An 18,740-nucleotide genomic window follows, 5' to 3' on the forward strand; every position below is an offset into this window, starting at 1 on the left:
ATGGCATGTTCAATTGATGCGGTAACGCCTGAAACGGTGGCATCGCTGGATCCGGATACAACTGTTGTTGTGACCGTCAATAACCGCCTGGTTTGGCGGGTTCACGCGTTGTTGCTTGAGCACGCCGGGCGCGGCAGGGCCGTGCTGCAGTTGCCCGTTGCCAGTTCACTTACCCGGTGGCTGGACCAGTTGCACCAGGAGCGGCTTTTTTGCGCTGATCCCACCGTTCGCAGTCACCGGCTCAGTCCTTTTGCTGCTCGTCTGTTGTGGGAAGAGGTCGTCGCGTCCCTGCAGGGCGAAACCCCGCTTATTGACGTCCAACTGGCTGCCGCGCGCGCCATGGCGGCCAGTCATGATCGTGATGAGTGGCAGGTGCAGGTCCAGCCCCAGGAGCAGACCGAGGAATACCTGCGTTTTATGCAGTGGCGTAATCAATACGAACAACGCTGTCGCGAACTGGACGCCCAGGATGATAATCATCTGTATAACACGCTGATCGATTCTATTGCTGCAGGTCGGTTGTTACGACTGCCGGCACCGTGGTCCTGGCCGGCTTCAACGAATACTCGCCGCGATTGGCGCGGCTATTGCAGGCGTGTGCAGAACGCGGCTGCAGGCTGGTATCGCTGACTTTGCCCAGGCATGAGCAGTCGCAACGCATCTTGTCAGCGCAAAAGGATCGTAGCAGTGAATGGATCGCTGCCGCACACTGGGCGGCCGCCGAGCTGGCGGCCGATCCGCAGCTCCGCGTGGCCATTGTTTCGCCAGCGATGGAAGCCGATGCCGTGTTCGCAAGACGAATTCTGGATCGTGAGTTGTCGCCTGATCCCTTTGCGCCGGCCTATCGCTACAACATGACAGTGGGTCGCGCACTCGGGGACTGGCCGGTGGTCCTGGCCGCCTTTCGGTGGCTGTCGCTGATTGCCGGTCTGTGCGATCAGGGTTCGGTGCGGCCGCAGCAGTTTGGCCAGGCGCTGTTGGCCGGGTATTGCAGTGCCAGCGCTGCCGAACAGTCGGCCATGGCGGTGTTGGATGCACGTCTGCGCGATTCGCAGAATATCGCCTGGGGTGCGGATCAGGTATGCGCCCAAATGGACCGGCATGTGCCAGACTTTTCCTATGTCTTTCGGCAGGCGATTGCGCACTGGCGGCAGGCCGCGTCAGGCGGGCGTCAGAACACCGAGCACTGGACGCAAGTCATGCGCGAGACGCTGGCATTGCTGGGCTTTCCCGGCAGTGCGCTATCGAGTACCAATTATCAGGTGTGCGCAGCGTTTGATGCGCTCTTGCATACTTTTTCACTACTGAACCTGTATGCGGGGCGCCTGTCGGGTATGCCCGCCGTTGCGCTGCTGCAGCGCATGGCCCGGGAATCCATGTTTCAGCCGCAACGCGATCAGGGGGTCCGGCTGGATGTCCTGGGCTTTCTTGAAGCTGAACACGGCCAATGGGATGCGGTCTGGGTGCTTGGCCTCACAGATGATGTTATTCCTGCCAGTCCTGATCCGAATCCGTTTTTGCCCGTGGCGGCGCTGGCCAGGGCAGGTGCGCCGCGGGCCACGCCCGAGCGCGAGAAAGCCTGGGCAATTGATATGCTGCAGGCATTGTGCGGCGTTGCGCCCCGTGTCGTACTAAGTTACCCGGCCAGCGAGGCCGACAGAGCCTTGCGGGCCTCGCCATTGCTCAGCTTTTTTGTTGGCGCGCAGGCTGAACAAGGGGAGGGTGCCGAGCCTCCTGAATGTCTGTCGCGGGCCCGCAGCCCATCGTTGCCGCTGGAAACGCTGAACGACAATCGGGGTTTGCCTCTGGCCCATACTCTGGAAGGCGGCTCGGATTTGCTGGAAACGCAGGCACTTAACCCGCTTTGGGGGTACGTGCGGTATCGTTTGCTGGCCAAAGGCTCAAGCCCTATCCGGAATCGCTGAATGCAGCGATTCGCGGCATGTTCTTGCACAGCATGGCCCAGAAAGTATGGGAAATGCTGGGCTCGTCCGAAAGGCTGGCTCAACTTAGCCAAATTCAGCAGGACGAACTGGTGGCGCAGGCTGTAGCCATGGCGGCAGACCAGACCCTGGACGGGGTATCGCCAGTATTGGCGAGAATGGAAAAGGAACGGGGCCATGCAGTCATGATGACTTTGCTGGACCTGGAGCGGGAACGTTCGCCATTTCATATTGTGGGGGTAGAACAGGCTGCCGGCTGGCAGCATGCCAGCGTAAAAGTCAATTTACGTGTCGATCGGATTGATGAAACCGGGCAGGGTGCCAAAGTGGTCATGGACTACAAATCCGGGCAGCGCACGCCCGACTTTCAGAAAGACTGGCTGCGACCACAGCCGGTCAATCTGCAACTGCCCTTGTACGCCACGGTGCTGCGACAGCCCGATGTAGCGGGACAACGCGGGCAGATAGAAGCCTTGCTGTTTGCAAAATTGAATGCAAAGAAAACCGAATTGAACGGCCTGGGCGAAAATGGCACAGACATTGCCGGGGTGACGTCTCTGGGCAAGCTGGCACCGGAGCAGAGCTGGGAGGCGTTGCTGGAGAGCTGGGAACGCAGTCTGCAACAACTGGCCCGAGATATATCGGACGGGGTGGCCGACAACCGCAGCTGGGCTGTGAATGACCTGATCTATTGTGATGTGCTGCCGTTTTTGCGTCTGGCACAGGAGAGTGAAGATGACTGAACGTCGGCCCAGTGATTTTGAGGCGCGGGCACAGGCGCTGCGCGCGGACAAATCGTTCATTATTCAGGCGCCGGCCGGTTCTGGTAAAACCGAGCTGCTCACTGATCGTATTCTGGCGCTGCTGGGGGGCGTGACCAAGCCCGAAGAGATTCTGGCTATTACCTTTACACGCAAGGCAGCAGCCGAAATGCACGCCCGGGTGCTGCGCAAGCTGCGTGCCGGGCTGCTCGATCAGGAGCCGGCAAGCGCGCATGAAAAAAACAGCTGGCGTCTGGCCCGTGCCGCGCTGGCCCGTAATGAGCAACAAGGCTGGGATCTGCTTAATCACCCGGCACGGCTGAAGGTTCGCACGATCGATGCCTTTTGCGCGCAATTGGTCCGTTCCATGCCGTGGATGTCCGCCATGGGCGGGATGCCGGGCATTGCCGATAATCCCGAGCAGCTGTATTTGCAGGCAGCCAGACGATTGCTTGAGCATGTCGACGACAACGAGAGTGTGCAGGATGTGTTGCTGCATATGGATATTGACCTGGGGTCGGTAGAACGATTGATCGTGGATATGCTTGCGCGACGCGATCAGTGGCTGCAGGAAACGGTTAACACCCAGGAGGCCATGACCCAGTTGCGGGTGGCGCTCAGAGATGTCATGGAGCAGAAACTGGACGCCCTGGCAGAGGCGATGCCGTTTTCTTACGCCAGCGAGCTGGCCCCTATCGCGCGTCTTGCTGCCGCCAGCCAGGCCGAGACAGCCGTCTGCATGCTGGAGGCGCTCATGGATTGGGACGGGGTGCCGCTGGCCAGTTCCGTCGAGGCCCTGCCGCAATGGCATGCCTTGTCGCGCCTGCTGCTCACTGGCAGCGGCGGCTTGCGCAAGCGCCTTACCGTCAAGGAAGGTTTTCCGGCCAAAAGTGCGCACAAGCAGGCCATGCAAGACTGGCTCGATGCCTGGCAGAATGATAGCGAGCATTGGGCCGGCCTGCTTGCTGAAATCAGCAACTTGCCCCTGGAGGTATTGAGCGAGCGCCAGGAAAAAATCATCCGGTCTCTGCTGGAAACATTAAAACTGGCTGCGGCGGAGCTGACACTGGTGTTTCGTGAAGAAAAACAAGTGGATTTTATCGAGATCGCCCAAAGGGCAGCGCTGGCGCTGGGTTACACCGATGATCCCACGGATATGCTGTTAAAGCTGGACGCCCGCATTTCGCACATTCTGATCGATGAGTTTCAGGACACCAGCCAGATCCAGATTCAACTGATCGAAAAGCTGACGCTGGGCTGGAGCCCGGGCGACGGCCGCACGCTGTTTCTGGTGGGCGATCCGATGCAGTCCATTTATCGCTTTCGTAAAGCGGATGTTGGCCTGTTCCTGAGTGTTGCCAACGAGGGGATCAACGGACTTGAGCTGGAAAAACTGGTCCTGACCGAAAATTTTCGTTCTCAGGCCGGCGTGGTCAATTGGGTAAACCAGTCCTTTAGTCGCGTGTTTCCGGAACATGATGACCTGATGCTGGGTGCGATCAGGTATACGGACTCGGTTGCATTCAATCCGGCTGCAGACGGTCCGGCCGTACGCTTTCATCCGGTTTATCAACCGGAAGACAAGGATGCGCAGGCAGTTCAGGCAGAAGCAGAGCAATTGACGCTGGAGCTGGTGCGGACAGCACTGGCAGCCAACCCGGGGAGTGATCATCCGGTCGCCATTCTGGTCAAGGCCCGAACGCATTTGGGGGCGCTGATGCTGCTCATGCAGCGTAACGGGATACCGGTGCGGGCGGTCGAGCTCAATCCGATTCGGGCAGAGCAATCGGTAACCGATCTGGTGCAATTGATCCGTGCGCTGGCTCATCCGGCCGATCGCGTGGCCTGGCTGTCGGTTTTGCGCTCACCTGTATGTGGGTTGACACTGCAGGCGCTAACCCATCTGTTTGGCGACAGTCGCGACACCATTGCCTTTCGGTTGCAAACGGTGCTGGCCCGCGAAGCTGAATTTGCGCCGTTGCTTGGCGAAGAATGGCCGCGTTTGCAGCGTTGCGCGCGAATTCTGCTGGATCGTAGTCATGTGACTGCCGATATTGCATTTTCCTCGCATGTGGAGTCTGTCTGGCGGGGGTTGGGTGGCTATGGCGTATATGCAAGCGATACGGCATTCGCCGATTTCCAGGCCGTGTTCGATCTGGTGGATAGACTGGCTCCCTACGGCGATCTGAATCCTGCAGACTTGGAGGACGCGCTGGCCCGGCTGTACTCGGCTACGAGCGCGCAGCAGCGCGCGGTTGAAATCATGACCATGCATAAATCCAAGGGGCTGGAGTTCGAAGAGGTGATTTTGTATGGGCTGCACCGTCGGCCCCGTTCCGACACGGCGCCATTGTTGCGCTTCGAGCGTAACCGCGATCGCCTGTTAATGGGTCCCATCAAACCCAAGGCGGCAGAGGAAACAGACAAACTGTCAGCTATGTTGGGCGCGATGGAAAAACGACGCAGTGACTATGAGCTCGATCGCTTGCTCTACGTGGCAGCTACCCGTGCGCGCCAGCGCCTGCATCTGGTTTCGCAAATCCAGTGCAAGCAGGGCCAGGTCGTTGAGCCGCCGCGTGGTTCCCTGTTGTCCCGGCTGTTTTCACTATTTGAATTTACACCTCCCGCGCCTCAGGTGCAGCCTGCTGTGGCAACGGCCGATGCTGCCGCGTCAGGAATTCAGGGACCGGTTCTGAGCCGGATTGCCACTCGGGTTCTTGATCAAATGCCGGTCATTGCCGACAGAAGCGTTCTCACTGTTTCTGCGGGGACGGGTTGGCAATTTGATGATAAATATGAGGCCAGCATTGGTACTGTGGCGCACGCATGGCTGGCCCGCATCGGCAGGACCGCATGCGGGGCTGGGACCAGGCGAGACTGCAATCGGTGCGGGACGTGATTGTGCGCCAGCTGGAAAACGAAGGACTGCGCCAGTCGCAGGCGCGCAATGGCGCCCAGCGCGTTTATGAGCTGCTCAGCCGTTGCATGACATCGGAAAGAGGCCGCTGGCTGCTCTCGCATGATCAGGCGCGGCAGGAATTACCTTTGACCGGTGCGGATGGCAAACTGCTGATTGTCGACGTGGCAATCTCCACCGAAACGGGATGGCTGGTTGTGGATTTCAAGACCGGTATGCGGCGCGAGCATGAGTCGCAGGAGGTTTTTGAAACACGCATGCGCGACACGTATCGACTCCAGTTGCAAGGATATTGCGAGCGCCTGTCGCAGCTGGACGGACGCGACGCCACGGCTGCGATTTTTGCGCTGGATACCGGCGACTGGATTGAATTTGATCCGGCCCTCTTGGTGCAGACCTAGTAAATTTCCCACAAGCTTGGCGAAACTTGCTAAAATGCAAAGCGGTGGGTCCCTTCGCATGGGCCGGCGGTGAAACTGGTCAGGTCGGGAACGAAGCAGCCATAGTCGTTCAGGTTCAGTGCCGAAGTAAGGCTCACCCCCGCATTCTTGAACCAACGTCACCCCTTGTGGTGGCGTTTGTTTTTTCTGGGCTAAAATATACGGTATGAGCTATCTTGTCCTTGCCCGTAAGTGGCGTCCTCGCTCCTTCGAAACGCTTGTCGGCCAGGACCATGTGGTCCGGGCGCTAACCAACGCACTCAATACCCAGCGCCTTCATCACGCCTGGTTGTTTACAGGTACCCGAGGGGTTGGCAAGACCACGCTCTCACGCATCCTGGCAAAATCACTCAATTGCGAAACCGGCATCACGTCCAAACCCTGTGGCGTATGTCGTGCCTGCGTTGAGATTGACGAGGGGCGCTTTGTCGACTATCTGGAGTTTGATGCGGCGTCCAATCGCCGGGTTGAGGAAATGACGCAACTGCTGGAGCAGGCTGTTTATGCACCCAGTTCGGGGCGCTATAAAGTTTATATGATCGACGAGGTGCACATGCTTTCCGGGCATGCGTTCAACGCCATGCTCAAAACGCTGGAAGAACCGCCGCCGCATATCAAATTTATTCTTGCCACCACTGATCCGCAGAAAATGCCGGTGACCGTGTTGTCACGCTGTCTCCAGTTCAATCTGAAGCAAATGCCGCCCGATGCCATTGTCTCGCACTTGAATCATGTGTTGACAGAAGAGGAAGTGGCTTTTGAGGTGCCTGGGTTGCGCCAGATCGCCCAGGCCGCAGGTGGTTCCATGCGCGATGCACTGTCGCTGACCGATCAGGCTATTGCATTCAGCGGTTCCAATATCACCGGCGATGCCGTGCGCGATATGCTTGGCACCATTGACCAGCGCTTTCTGGTCCGTCTGCTTGATTCCCTGAACCAGGGATCGGCGCAGGGCGTACTGGATATTGCAAATGAATTATACGAACGCGGCTACTCGTTTGGCGGCGCGCTTGCCGATCTGGCTGTGCTGCTGTCACAGATCGCCATAGAACAGCGCCTGCCGGGTACGGCCCTGACAGAAGCGGTGTTGCAGGATGATATCGTGCGACTGGCGCGAACCTGCCACCCCGATACGTTGCAACTGTTTTACAGTATTGCGATTCATGGACGAAATGAACTGGCGCTCTCTCCGGATGAATATGCCGGCTTTGTCATGACCTGCCTGCGCATGCTCTCTCTGGTAACATCCGAGCCGGCTCACAGTACGGCAAGTGAATGGCAGTCGGGCAATAGCCATGCATCAGGCGGACAAAAAGCGGCTGCTGTCGTGACCGCTTCAGGATCTGCCGCGGGGCATCACGAATCGGCGGCGGTGTCGTCGGCTGCCGCGGAGCAGGGCGCACAGCACACCCCTGCAGCGATGGGCGAGGCAACAACCGCAAGTGCAACAGACTTGCAAAAAAAAAATCTGAATAACACGTCGGTTGTGGTGGCTGCCCAGCCGCTTGGGGTCGAGCTCCAGCCCTCATCTGCGTTGCCGGAGCATGCGCAACCGGCAAACGCAGCGCCTGTTGCTGCCGTTGCGACTCAAGCGGCGGGGCAGGTCGTTGCCTCCGATATCAGCACACGCACAACCATCAGCCGCGACGGTGCATTACCGGTTGTTCTGGCGCCGCAGCGCGAGCCGATTGTGGTCCCGCCGATTCGGGCTGCGGAACAGCACGCCCAGGAGCGGCCGGCCTGGGAAGATGATGGCGTGGGGGCCATGACTGCTACAGCTGCTGCCCCCAAGGCAGGTGCAACTGATTCAAGCGTTGCGACCGTTACGTATGTGCCTGACGGGGCTTCGGCTCAGCCTTTGGTCAACGGTCACGGCGCCGATCACGAACTATCCGCAAGCGATGCCTTGCGGTCTGCCGGGGTTGACGCTCACGATTTGCGCCGCGATAGTTCTGCAGAAGAACAAACCCAAAGCCAGACCTTAAGTTCACCCAATGCGCAGCAGACCAGTGACGATTCTGGACCGCCTGTGTGGGAAGATATCCCCCCGGACTGGGAGGCCGCCGGTCTGGCTGGCCAGACAAATGATGATGGCGATATTGTGCCTGTCGACAATGTGGTGGTTGAGAAAGACCAGACCTGGGTCCCCAGTCACCAGGATCCACAAGCCCGCAGACCACTTGCGGCCATGAATGCCCGCGAATGGGTGCAACTGGTCGCCGAGTTGCCGCTTGCCGGCTATGCTGCCGAAATGGCTCGCCGCTGTGAATGGATAGCGCACAAACAGAATAAAATCACACTCAGAATTCCGGTCAAGGGGCAGAATGATCTGAACGCCAAGACCAAGCTGGAAACGGCGCTGACCGAATATTTCCATGAAGTCGTTCGGGTCGATATGGTTTTTGGCCGTACCGGAGACGATACCCTGCATGCCGTGGAGCAGGCCGAGCGTGAGGCATTGCAGAAGCGGGTGGAAAAAGCAGTGCAGGAAAATGAATTTATTAATACACTGATTGCTGATCTGGGTGCACGCGTCGTACCCGGTAGCATAGAGCCGTTCAGGCAAAAAAGCGCTTGATGTCAACCGCAAACTATTGCGATTTATAGGAACTTATTCATTATGATGAAGAATCAACTGGCCGGTCTGATGAAGCAGGCCCAGCAAATGCAGGAAAACATGAAAAAGGCCCAGGATGCCCTGGCTGATATTCTGGTTGATGGAGAATCAGGCGGCGGCATGGTTAAAATCACCATGTCTTGCCGTCACGACGTCAAACGCGTCACCATAGATCCTGCACTGCTTGGCGATGACAAGGACATGCTCGAGGATCTGGTCGCTGCAGCATTTAACGACGCCCTGCGCAAGGCCGAGGCAACAACACAGGAAAAAATGTCCGGGGTGACCGCAGGCATGCCCATGCCACCAGGAATGAAATTTCCCTTCTGATGCGCGACATGCTGCCTGAACCCGAGCCATTAAGTGCATTGATCGATGCGCTGCGCCGCCTTCCCGGCGTCGGTCAGCGCTCGGCAAGACGCATGGCTTATCATTTGCTGCAATACGATATAGCGGGTGCTGACCAGCTGTCCCGTGCACTCAGTACTGCCGTAAACGATATTCGACATTGTGCTCGCTGCAACTCATTTTCCCAGAATGACATCTGTGAAACCTGTCTGAATCCGAAACGCAATGCGGCACAGTTGTGCATAGTCGAGACGCCGGCTGATCAAAATATGATAGAGGCCAGTCATGGATATCAGGGGCTGTATTATGTGCTCATGGGGAGAATTGCGCCGCTTGAAGGCGTGGGACCGGCACAGCTCAACTTCGAACGACTGCTCAGGCGTGCAATGGATGGCACGGTCGCCGAAGTCATTCTGGCAACCAATTTCACCGCGGAAGGGGAAACCACCGCGCATTACCTGACTGAAATTTTGCGTGAAAAAGGCTTGCAGGTCTCACGCATTGCGCGCGGCATACCTACCGGCAGCGAGCTGGAATATGTTGATGCCGGCACCATTGCCTGGGCGTTTATGGAGCGCCGCGGCGCACAATAACCAGCGCGACGCGTTGTGGTCTTTCCTGTAAAAGGAGAGGCATCTATCTCCCCCTTGACCATAAACGATCCCGCGCCGCTGCCTAGCCGTTTTTACGAGCGGCTTCGATCAATGTATCCAGACCAATTGCATCTGCCACAAAGGTGCGTATGCCTTCGCTGAGCTTTTCCGTGGCCATCGCATCTTCATTGAGCAGAAAGCGGAAGTTCTTTTCCTCCGGCGCAATCGAGTCAATATTTGCTTGGCAGCCATGGATTCATGCAGGTGTGCCGTGACGCTGCCTTCGGTGGCGGCCAGCGCGCCCAGCAGTTCCGGACTAATGGTCAGCAGGTCGCAGCCGGCCAGTGCCAGTACCTGACCGGTGTTGCGAAAGCTGGCACCCATGATCTCGGTCTGGATGCCATGGCGACGATAGTACTGATAGATTCGGGTGACCGACTGCACGCCCGGATCATTTGTCCCGCTATTGTCCGCCTCTACCCAGCTGCTGCCTGCTGCTTTTTTATGCCAATCGTAAATACGACCGACAAAGGGTGAAATCAGCGTCACCCCGGCGTCGGCGCAGACGACCGCCTGGATCAGGGAAAACAGCAGCGTCATATTGCAGGCAATCCCTTCTTTTTGCAGGATACGCGCGGCGGCAATGCCTTCCCATGTTGATGCGATCTTGATCAGAACACGCTTGTGATCCACCCCGCTTGATCGTACAGCTCGATAATGCGGCGTGCACGGGCTACCGTGCCTTCCGTGTCGAACGACAGGCGTGCGTCAACTTCAGTGGAAACCCGTCCTGGCACAATCTCAAGAATCCGTCTGCCAAATTCAACCAGAATATGATCCAGCGTATCGGCGGGTGTTGCGCCAGGGTATCGGGCAAGTGTGTCCTGCAGGATCGGACGATAAGCGTCCTTGGACAGGGCTTTGAGGATTAGTGATGGATTGGTGGTTGCATCGGTGGGCTTGTGCTCACGCATGCTTTCGAAGTCACCCGTATCGGCAACCACAGTTGTGAGTTTTCTGAGTTGGTCAAGTTGATTCATATGAGATGTTTCCTGCGCGGCCAGTGGGACATATTTGCCGTTTCCTGCAAACCATTGCTCCTTTGCGGCCCGATGAAAAATTGTAAATTAACAGTTGATTATTTCAAAATCTTACGGATACGTGTATATTACCCGCAATATACAGGCAAGATTCGAATACCGGTCGCCTGACACATATTGTCATCTGATTCGGCCGGAAAAAACCGGCGGTGGGTGCCCTGCGCTGGCGGTGTTCATAGCTCCGCACCGCAAGCGACGCGGATACAAACGCGCTTGAAAATATTTTAAATGTAATTATTGCGACGGCTTGGGTCGTCCAGTTTTTTTATTTCATTCAAAACTGTACAGGAAAGGGTTAAGGGCAGAATGCTTGTCAAGTGGTGCAGGACAATATTGCTGACGGGGCTCGCTGTGATGTCAGGTACGTATCTACCAGTCGCATCCGGCCAGATAATCTCGTTCGCAAATCCCTTCGTCGGGGTCGGTTCCGCACAACAGGAAATTTCCCTGAATCCCTGTCTGCCCGAAACTGAAGTCCGCAATCAATTTGGCGCCAGTGCGGCCCTGCAATTGCAGCAGGCGGTAAACCAGTGGCCGGCCAATTTGTGCAAGGATCCGACCATTGCCCGCAATCTGGCCGACTGGCTTTACAACAGTTCGGCGCTGCTTGCCAAAACCGACAGGCCGCTGGTCATGGCGGATATTATCCAGAACCGAAACCGGACGTTGCTTGCCTGCCGCGATCTCAGATGCCTGCGCGATAAATTGCCCGCCATGGTCGATTGGGCCAAAACCAACCTTGATCGCACGCCTGTCTATGGAATAGAAGACCAGCCCATTAGCGTCGAAGGCGCCTTGCTTTCGCTGCCCAGGCTGTCCCTGCGCGGCCTGGATCTGCCATTGCCTGGCCAGCGCAAATTCTGCGGTGGCGGTGGTATTGATGATCTTGATTTTTTCAGCACCAATCTGAAAGTCTCAGGCAAGGCCTACGTGCTGGTCAAATGCAAGGCCGACAACGGTGAGCGCAAAAGCTGGATTCTGGAAAACGACGGCGGCAAAGACTGGCGCGCCGTGGTGGATCTGCGTGCCAGTGCCATGCAGATCGGCAACTTGCGTCGTAATAATCATCCCATCATCTTCAGTTATCTGGAGGAAAGTCGCGGTACGCGGGTACGGATTCTGAGCTATCAGGACAACAGCTACCGGGAAATGTTGCGCTTTCTGGTTGTAGAGGATCGCAGCAAGCTTGCGCATGCCTTCGAGGTTGAAAGCCAGTAGTTCATTTGGTTTTCTTGCGAAATTACCCCTAAGTTTTTTCTATCGTCAAGCCTTACTCTGTATAATAGAAAGGTTTACTTATCGATACCAAATTTTTGGGGTTCTGCGTGCTCACGTCTTCCATATTCGAGGATAATCCTCAATTTCCCACCGCAATTCTGGCTCTGGCAGATGGCACGATTTTCAAGGGAATATCCATCGGGGCAAATGGCCATAGTGTGGCCGAACTGGTGTTCAATACGGCTATGACCGGATACCAGGAGATTCTTACCGATCCCAGTTACACCAACCAGCTGGTCATGCTGACCTATCCGCATATTGGCAATACGGGTATCAACCCGGAAGATGTCGAGTCTTCACAGGTCCATGCTGCCGGTCTGGTTGTCCGGGACTGCCCGCGTCGTCTATCCAATTTCCGTGCTACTCAGTCGCTGCCCGATTACCTTAAAGAGCAGGGTGTTGTTGCCATCTCCGGCATTGATACCCGTAAACTTACCCGTCGCTTGCGCGAGGGTGGCGCCCAGGGTGCCTGCATTCTTGTTGGCGACGATGAACAAAAAGCCATCGCCCTGGCCGCGGCCTATGCCGGCATGACCGGACAGGATCTGGCCAAAGTGGTTAGTCGCAGCGAGCGTGAAGAGTGGCGCGAAGGCACCTGGCAGCGCACCGAGGGATATACTCAGCCGCAACAGGATCGCTTCCATGTCGTCGCCTACGATTTTGGCGTCAAATCCAATATTCTGCGTATCCTGGCTGATCTGGGCTGTCGACTGACGGTCGTACCCGCCCAAACGGCGGTCGCCGATGTACTGGCCCTGAACCCCGATGGCGTTTTTCTGGCCAATGGTCCCGGCGATCCGGAACCCTGCGATTACGCTATCGAAACGGCGCGGGTGGTCATGGAAAAAAGAATTCCGCTCTTTGGAATCTGCCTGGGCCACCAGATCATGGGGCTGGCGCTCAATGCACGCACCATCAAAATGAAAAACGGCCATCATGGCGCCAATCACCCCGTCAAGGATGTACAGAGCGGCAGGGTATACATTACCAGCCAGAATCACGGCTTTGCGGTAGATGCAGAGACATTGCCGGACAATGCCCGCGTTACCCACGTGTCCCTGTTTGACGGTTCACTGCAGGGGTTTGAGCTGACCGACCGTCCCGCCTTCTGCTTCCAGGGGCACCCAGAAGCCAGCCCAGGCCCGCACGATATCATCGTGCTGTTTGAAAAATTCATCCGCTCCATGAGCGAAAAAAACTAGAGATATCATGCCCAAGCGTACCGACATAAAAAGCATATTGATTATCGGCGCGGGTCCGATCATTATTGGTCAGGCCTGCGAATTTGATTATTCGGGTGCACAGGCGTGCAAAGCCCTGAAAGCCGAAGGCTACCGCACCATTCTGGTCAACAGCAATCCGGCCACCATCATGACCGATCCGGAAACTGCCGATGTGACCTATATCGAGCCCATTACCTGGAAAGCGGTTGAGAAGATCATTGAAGTGGAGCGTCCTGACGCGCTGCTGCCTACCATGGGCGGGCAGACTGCACTGAACTGCGCGCTTGATCTTGCCCATAACGGCGTGCTGGAAAAATATAACGTCCAGATGATCGGCGCCAACGAGCAGGCCATTGAGAAAGCAGAGGACCGTCTGAAGTTCAAGGACGCCATGACCAGTATTGGTCTGGAGTCGGCCAAGTCAGGCGTCGCCCACTCGCTGGACGAAGCCTGGGAAGTGCAAAAGCGCATTGCTGCTGAAGCCGGCACTAGCGGTTTCCCTGCAGTCATTCGACCCAGCTTTACGCTGGGTGGTACCGGCGGCGGTATTGCCTATAATGCCGAGGAATTTGAAACCATCTGCCGTCGCGGCCTGGAAGCCTCGCCCACCAATGAGTTGCTGATCGAAGAATCGCTGCTGGGCTGGAAAGAATACGAGATGGAAGTGGTGCGCGACAAGGCGGACAATTGCATCATTATCTGCTCAATCGAAAACCTTGATCCCATGGGCGTGCACACTGGTGACTCGATCACCGTGGCGCCTGCGCAGACCCTGACCGACAAGGAATACCAGATCATGCGTAACGCGTCTATCGCGGTGTTGCGCGAGATCGGGGTAGAGACCGGTGGCTCCAACGTTCAGTTTGCCGTTAATCCTGAAAACGGCCGCATGATCGTGATTGAAATGAATCCGCGTGTATCGCGTTCTTCGGCGCTGGCGTCCAAGGCAACGGGCTTTCCGATTGCCAAAGTGGCGGCACGCCTGGCTGTCGGTTATACGCTGGATGAATTGCAAAATGAAATTACCGGCGGGCAAACGCCCGCATCGTTCGAGCCGACCATCGATTACGTGGTCACCAAAATCCCTCGCTTTGCCTTCGAAAAGTTCCCCCAGGCCGATTCCCGTCTGACGACGCAAATGAAATCGGTGGGCGAAGTCATGGCCATGGGTCGCACCTTTCAGGAATCATTCCAAAAGGCGTTGCGCGGGCTTGAAGTTGGCGTGGACGGTCTGAACCAGAAAACGCTTGATCGTGAAAAGCTGCAGGTTGAGCTGGCCGAGCCCGGTCCGGAACGGATCTGGTATGTGGGCGATGCGTTTGCCCAGGGCTTCACCCTGGACGAAGTGCATTCCCTGACCAAGATTGACCCCTGGTTTCTGGAGCAGATCAAGGAAATCGTCGACATTGAGCTTGAGCTTGAACAGAAAACGCTGTCCGATCTGAACGAGACGGTCATGCGCCGCCTGAAGCGTCGCGGCTTTTCTGATCGTCGCCTGGCGTTCCTGCTGGATGTCTCCGAATCCGAGGTGCGCAAGGTGCGTCATCAGCTGGGCGTGCGTCCCGTTTACAAACGGGTAGACACTTGCGCGGCCGAATTCGCCACGAAAACAGCGTATATGTATTCCACTTATGAAGAAGAGTGCGAATCTCATCCTACGGATAAAAAGAAAATCATTGTGCTCGGTGGCGGTCCGAATCGCATCGGTCAGGGCATCGAGTTTGATTATTGCTGCGTACATGCGGCGCTGGCGTTGCGTGAAGACGGCTATGAAACCATCATGGTCAACTGCAATCCGGAAACGGTCTCAACCGATTACGATACCTCGGATCGCCTGTATTTCGAACCGCTCACGCTTGAAGACGTACTGGAAATCGTGCATCTGGAGCGCCCGGTGGGCATGATCGTGCAATATGGCGGGCAAACGCCGCTGAAACTGGCGCGCGCACTTGAAGCCAATGGCGTCCCGATCATTGGCACCAGCCCCGAGTCCATTGATGTGGCCGAGGATCGCGAACGCTTCCAGAAGCTGCTGCAAAAACTCGGCCTGCGCCAGCCGCCGAACCGGACCGCGCGTACCGAAGCCGAAGCCATTGCTCATGCAGCTGAAATTGGTTACCCGCTGGTGGTGCGTCCAAGCTACGTGCTGGGCGGCCGCGCCATGGAAATTGTCCATGAACAGACCGATCTTGAACGCTATATGCGTGAAGCCGTCAAGGTCAGCAATGATTCTCCGGTGCTGCTTGATCGGTTTCTGAACGATGCAACGGAAGTGGACGTCGATTGCCTGGCCGATGATGAAGTGGTGTTCATTGGCGGCGTCATGGAACACATCGAACAGGCGGGCGTACACTCAGGCGATTCGGCCTGCAGCCTGCCTCCGTATTCACTCTCCACAGAGGTGATCGAGGAAATCAAGCGGCAGACCAGCCTGATGGCCCGTGCACTGAACGTGCGCGGCTTGATGAATGTGCAGTTCGCCATCCAGGACGGACAAGTCTATGTGTTGGAGGTCAATCCGCGCGCATCTCGCACCGTGCCGTTTGTCTCGAAAGTAACCGGCTATCAGCTGGCCAAGATCGCGGCGCGTGCCATGGCCGGCAAGTCGCTGGCCGAGCAGGGCGTGACCGAGGAAGTGGTGCCATCATACTTCAGCGTCAAGGAAGCCGTCTTCCCCTTTGTTAAATTCCCGGGTGTGGATACCATCCTGGGCCCGGAAATGAAGTCTACCGGGGAAGTCATGGGCGTCGGGCGCACTTTCGGTGAAGCCTTCGTCAAGTCTCAGCTGGCCGCCGGCGTACTTTTGCCGGAAACAGGCACTGCCTTTCTCAGTGTCAAGGATCAGGATAAATCCAAGGCGGTGGAGCTGGCCCGTGGCCTGGTCAATCTGGGCTTCAAAGTTGTGGCGACTCGCGGTACGGCCGCCAGACTTAATGAGGCAGGCGTAGAAGCGCAGGTGGTCAATAAAGTGACTGAAGGGCGTCCGCACGTGGTCGACATGCTCAAGAACGGTGAAATTCAGCTGGTCATCAATACCGTAGAAGAGCGCCGCAATGCGATCTCCGACTCGCGCGTGATCCGTACACAGTCGCTGGCTGATCGGGTCACCTTCTTTACCACGCTGGCCGGCGCCAGGGCGGCCATCGAAGGCATGCAGTATCTGCGCGATTCCGACGGCATCCAGGTGTATTCATTGCAGGACCTGCACATCGGGCTGGCTTCGGCAAAGAAGATATAAACAGCTTGTCGGGTCGGATGGCCATTGCGTGTAGATAATGAGAACGATTGCCATTTTTCTTCGTGAAATTTGGCAATTTTTCTTTATAGGGCATGCTCCGCGCAAACCTCTCTTAAAATAGGGTTTTACGTTTGATTCTTTCAAGGAGCAGCATAATGAAAGGCCATCCTAAAGTCATCGACTACCTGAACTTTCTGCTTTCAGGTGAACTCGCTGCGCGCGATCAGTATTTCATTCATTCACGCATGTACCATGAATGGGGTTATACCAAGCTGTTCGAGCGTATCGGCCACGAAATGCAGGATGAGACAGACCACGCCGACGCGTTGATTCGTCGCATTCTTTTGCTGGAAGGCACACCCAAAATGATATCTGCAGATATCCGGGTAGGCAAGGACGTGCCAGAAATGCTGCAACTTGACCTGGACACCGAGTTTGAAGTTCGGGACAATCTGAAAAAAGGCATTGCGCTTTGTGAAGAGGCCGGCGATTACGTAACGCGTGAAATGTTGCGTGCACAGCTGGAAGATACCGAAGAAGATCACGCACACTGGCTGGAACAGCAGTTGCGCCTGATAGAGCGCCTTGGCCTGCAGAACTATCTACAATCACAGCTGTAATAATTTCGATTGTAATATCACGAAATTGTACTATCACGATAGCGATTGCACACCGACATGCGTGTTTTTATTAGTGGCGCCAGTAGCGGACTGGGCGAGGCCTTTGCCCGGTATTACGACGCCCGTGGTGCGCAGCTAGGTCTTTTTGCCCGTTCGGGTGACAAACTGCAAGCGCTCTCGTCGTCGTTGTCAAAGCCGGCCGCTTGCTATGTTGGTGATGTACGGCGTGCCTCCGATCTACATGCTGCGGCTGCAGATTTTTTGCATAATGGCCCGGTGGATATCGTTATTGCCAATGCAGGCATCAGTGTCGGCATTCTTAACGGCATGGTTGAAGACGCCGAGGTGTTCCGGGAAATTATTGAAACCAATGTGCTGGGCATGGGGGCGACCTTCGAGCCCTTCATTCCTGGAATGCAAAGCAGGGGTAGCGGCACCTTGGTGGGCATCAGCAGCGTTGCCGGTGTTCGCGGCTTGCCTGGCTCCAGTGCCTATAGCGCCTCCAAGGCGGCAACCACAGTCTTTTTGGAAAGTTTGCGCATTGATCTGTACGGTACCGGCGTTAAAGTCGTCACCATTGCTCCCGGGTTTGTCGATACCCCTATGACGCAGCACAATCCGTATCCCATGCCTTTTCTGATGAAGCCCGATGCCTTTGCGCGGCGCGCAGGGCAGGCGATCGAACGTGGCCGCCGCTATGCGGTGATTCCGTGGCAGATGGGTCTGGTTGCCAGGTTGCTGCGCTTTATCCCCAATGCGCTCTATGACCGCATGATGAGTCGTGCCGGTCGCAAACCGCGTCGTCAGCAGGCCCCCCGCTAAGTTCGTCAAGCGGCATGACCCGGGTACGCATCTTCCCGCGTGAGCGCGCCGGCATCCCACAACAACTTTATACTTTGATTTTCATGCCTCGGTCACCGCTTGCGGCAAATGGCTTGTGTCGGCCCAGGACACAATCTGCCAGCTGTCGTCACTGATAATCCGCAAGCGGTTGATGCTGGTATTGCGCTGGGTGAACTCGCGTGGCGCATCGGGTGTGAGCTTGCCGGCCGCCCGCCACATCATATCAATCGCGCCGCCATGGCTGACGATCATGACGGTTTCATTCCGGTGCTTTTGTGCCAGGGCGTTCAGCGTCTGTCTGATCCGTGTATAAAAGGTTGCCAGGTCCTCTGCCTTGTGCTCGTCCCGGTCCAGTTCTATCGCCTGGTTGTGATTGCGCGCCGAGTCAAAGCCGGTCAGCTCCGACCAGAGCTGACCTTCAAGAACACCGTAATTGCGTTCGCGCAGCCCGGGCAGGCGATGAATCGGCTTGTTGCACGACTGTGCATAGGGCAGGGCGGTATGGTACGCCCGCTGCAGATCGCTTGTATAGATGTGTGCAGGCGTCGCGTCGCTAAAACAGCCTTGCAGATGCGCGTTCAGTGCCTGGGCCTGGGCAATGCCGTTGGGGTTCAGTGGAATGTCGCACCAGCCCTGCAGGCGGCGCTCGGCGTTCCAGTCGGTTTCGCCATGGCGGATAATCCAGAAATCGGTGTGTGACATAGTTGGATGCTCGAAGGGTGGTCGGGTGAAGAACAGAAAATCACGGGTAAAGGTCTTGCTGCCGGCCGCAGTTTTGCTTGCTCTGTGCACCGGTCAGGCCGTACACTGCATATCCAG

14 protein-coding genes, 1 other RNA gene and 1 pseudogene are annotated in these 18,740 nt (G+C 56.7%); 14 read left to right on the top strand and 2 right to left on the bottom strand.

What is annotated here, in order from left to right; all coding sequences use genetic code 11:
- The 9 genes from TKWG_RS21285 to recR all read left to right on the top strand — a co-directional run bounded on the left by TKWG_RS21285 (position 1) and on the right by recR (position 9,619).
- The gene (locus TKWG_RS21285) at positions 1-630 is read left to right on the top strand and encodes a hypothetical protein (RefSeq protein ID WP_050981554.1); all 630 of its coding nucleotides are present in this window, start codon (positions 1-3) and stop codon (positions 628-630) included.
- Positions 540-1,925 (top strand): hypothetical protein, encoded by a 1,386-nt coding sequence (locus tag TKWG_RS21290; RefSeq protein WP_081489237.1) that lies wholly within the window; start codon positions 540-542, stop codon positions 1,923-1,925. The genes TKWG_RS21285 and TKWG_RS21290 overlap by 91 nt, the downstream gene beginning before the upstream one ends.
- Positions 1,926-1,957: 32 nt before the next feature.
- Positions 1,958-2,686, top strand: coding sequence for a PD-(D/E)XK nuclease family protein (locus TKWG_RS21295; RefSeq protein ID WP_407636896.1), 729 nt, complete (start codon positions 1,958-1,960; stop codon positions 2,684-2,686).
- Positions 2,679-5,603: a UvrD-helicase domain-containing protein gene (locus tag TKWG_RS06830; protein ID WP_050981557.1), complete on the top strand. Its 2,925-nt coding sequence runs from the start codon at positions 2,679-2,681 to the stop codon at positions 5,601-5,603. Before TKWG_RS21295 ends, TKWG_RS06830 begins: the two co-directional genes overlap by 8 nt.
- Positions 5,558-6,022, top strand: a complete 465-nt coding sequence (locus TKWG_RS26980) for a hypothetical protein (RefSeq protein WP_407636897.1) — start codon at positions 5,558-5,560, stop codon at positions 6,020-6,022. Before TKWG_RS06830 ends, TKWG_RS26980 begins: the two co-directional genes overlap by 46 nt.
- A gap of 43 nt (positions 6,023-6,065) precedes the next feature.
- An RNA gene (ffs, locus tag TKWG_RS22370) (signal recognition particle sRNA small type) lies at positions 6,066-6,163 on the top strand.
- Between the two features lie 64 nt (positions 6,164-6,227).
- Positions 6,228-8,639 carry a DNA polymerase III subunit gamma/tau gene (dnaX, locus tag TKWG_RS06835; RefSeq protein WP_014750145.1) on the top strand — a complete coding sequence of 804 codons (2,412 nt, stop codon included), beginning with the start codon at positions 6,228-6,230 and terminating at the stop codon, positions 8,637-8,639.
- A gap of 42 nt (positions 8,640-8,681) precedes the next feature.
- Positions 8,682-9,008 (top strand): YbaB/EbfC family nucleoid-associated protein, encoded by a 327-nt coding sequence (locus tag TKWG_RS06840; protein WP_014750146.1) that lies wholly within the window; start codon positions 8,682-8,684, stop codon positions 9,006-9,008.
- Positions 9,008-9,619, top strand: coding sequence for a recombination mediator RecR (recR, locus tag TKWG_RS06845; protein ID WP_014750147.1), 612 nt, complete (start codon positions 9,008-9,010; stop codon positions 9,617-9,619). Before TKWG_RS06840 ends, recR begins: the two co-directional genes overlap by 1 nt.
- Positions 9,620-9,701: 82 nt before the next feature.
- Here the strand turns inward: recR and tal are convergent.
- Positions 9,702-10,659, bottom strand: a pseudogene (tal, locus tag TKWG_RS06850) (transaldolase).
- Positions 10,660-11,070: 411 nt separating this feature from the next.
- Between tal and TKWG_RS06855 the strand changes: the two are divergent.
- The 5 genes from TKWG_RS06855 (at position 11,071) to TKWG_RS06875 (ending at position 17,900) form a co-directional block, all read left to right on the top strand.
- Positions 11,071-11,937: a hypothetical protein gene (locus TKWG_RS06855; protein WP_148274492.1), complete on the top strand. Its 867-nt coding sequence runs from the start codon at positions 11,071-11,073 to the stop codon at positions 11,935-11,937.
- Between the two features lie 107 nt (positions 11,938-12,044).
- On the top strand, positions 12,045-13,199 hold the full coding sequence (gene carA / locus TKWG_RS06860; protein WP_014750150.1) for a glutamine-hydrolyzing carbamoyl-phosphate synthase small subunit: 1,155 nt from the start codon (positions 12,045-12,047) through the stop codon (positions 13,197-13,199).
- 7 nt (positions 13,200-13,206) lie between these two features.
- The gene (gene carB / locus TKWG_RS06865; protein ID WP_014750151.1) at positions 13,207-16,458 is read left to right on the top strand and encodes a carbamoyl-phosphate synthase large subunit; all 3,252 of its coding nucleotides are present in this window, start codon (positions 13,207-13,209) and stop codon (positions 16,456-16,458) included.
- Positions 16,459-16,613: 155 nt separating this feature from the next.
- On the top strand, positions 16,614-17,078 hold the full coding sequence (gene bfr, locus TKWG_RS06870) for a bacterioferritin (RefSeq protein ID WP_014750152.1): 465 nt from the start codon (positions 16,614-16,616) through the stop codon (positions 17,076-17,078).
- Positions 17,079-17,135: 57 nt separating this feature from the next.
- The gene (locus TKWG_RS06875) at positions 17,136-17,900 is read left to right on the top strand and encodes an SDR family oxidoreductase (RefSeq protein WP_014750153.1); all 765 of its coding nucleotides are present in this window, start codon (positions 17,136-17,138) and stop codon (positions 17,898-17,900) included.
- An 81-nt stretch (positions 17,901-17,981) separates the two neighbouring features.
- Here TKWG_RS06875 and TKWG_RS06880 read toward each other — a convergent pair whose 3' ends face one another.
- Complete coding sequence (locus TKWG_RS06880; RefSeq protein WP_041709948.1) at positions 17,982-18,623, bottom strand: histidine phosphatase family protein; 642 nt, start codon at positions 18,621-18,623, stop codon at positions 17,982-17,984.
- Positions 18,624-18,740: the final 117 nt, after the last annotated feature.

This window comes from Advenella kashmirensis WT001 (assembly GCF_000219915.2).
Classification (GTDB): Bacteria; Pseudomonadota; Gammaproteobacteria; order Burkholderiales; family Burkholderiaceae_B; genus Advenella; species Advenella kashmirensis.

What these genes read in the sequence shown, in the direction of transcription:
- TKWG_RS06880 (WP_041709948.1), bottom strand. Translation starts at nt 18,623, where the DNA reads ATGTCACACACCGATTTCTGGATTATCCGCCATGGCGAAACCGACTGG.
- TKWG_RS26980 (WP_407636897.1), top strand. Translation starts at nt 5,558, where the DNA reads ATGCGGGGCTGGGACCAGGCGAGACTGCAATCGGTGCGGGACGTGATT.
- TKWG_RS06875 (WP_014750153.1), top strand. Translation starts at nt 17,136, where the DNA reads ATGCGTGTTTTTATTAGTGGCGCCAGTAGCGGACTGGGCGAGGCCTTT.
- carB (WP_014750151.1), top strand. Translation starts at nt 13,207, where the DNA reads ATGCCCAAGCGTACCGACATAAAAAGCATATTGATTATCGGCGCGGGT.
- TKWG_RS21285 (WP_050981554.1), top strand. Translation starts at nt 1, where the DNA reads ATGGCATGTTCAATTGATGCGGTAACGCCTGAAACGGTGGCATCGCTG.
- bfr (WP_014750152.1), top strand. Translation starts at nt 16,614, where the DNA reads ATGAAAGGCCATCCTAAAGTCATCGACTACCTGAACTTTCTGCTTTCA.
- recR (WP_014750147.1), top strand. Translation starts at nt 9,008, where the DNA reads ATGCGCGACATGCTGCCTGAACCCGAGCCATTAAGTGCATTGATCGAT.
- TKWG_RS06830 (WP_050981557.1), top strand. Translation starts at nt 2,679, where the DNA reads ATGACTGAACGTCGGCCCAGTGATTTTGAGGCGCGGGCACAGGCGCTG.
- TKWG_RS21295 (WP_407636896.1), top strand. Translation starts at nt 1,958, where the DNA reads ATGGCCCAGAAAGTATGGGAAATGCTGGGCTCGTCCGAAAGGCTGGCT.
- TKWG_RS06840 (WP_014750146.1), top strand. Translation starts at nt 8,682, where the DNA reads ATGATGAAGAATCAACTGGCCGGTCTGATGAAGCAGGCCCAGCAAATG.
- dnaX (WP_014750145.1), top strand. Translation starts at nt 6,228, where the DNA reads ATGAGCTATCTTGTCCTTGCCCGTAAGTGGCGTCCTCGCTCCTTCGAA.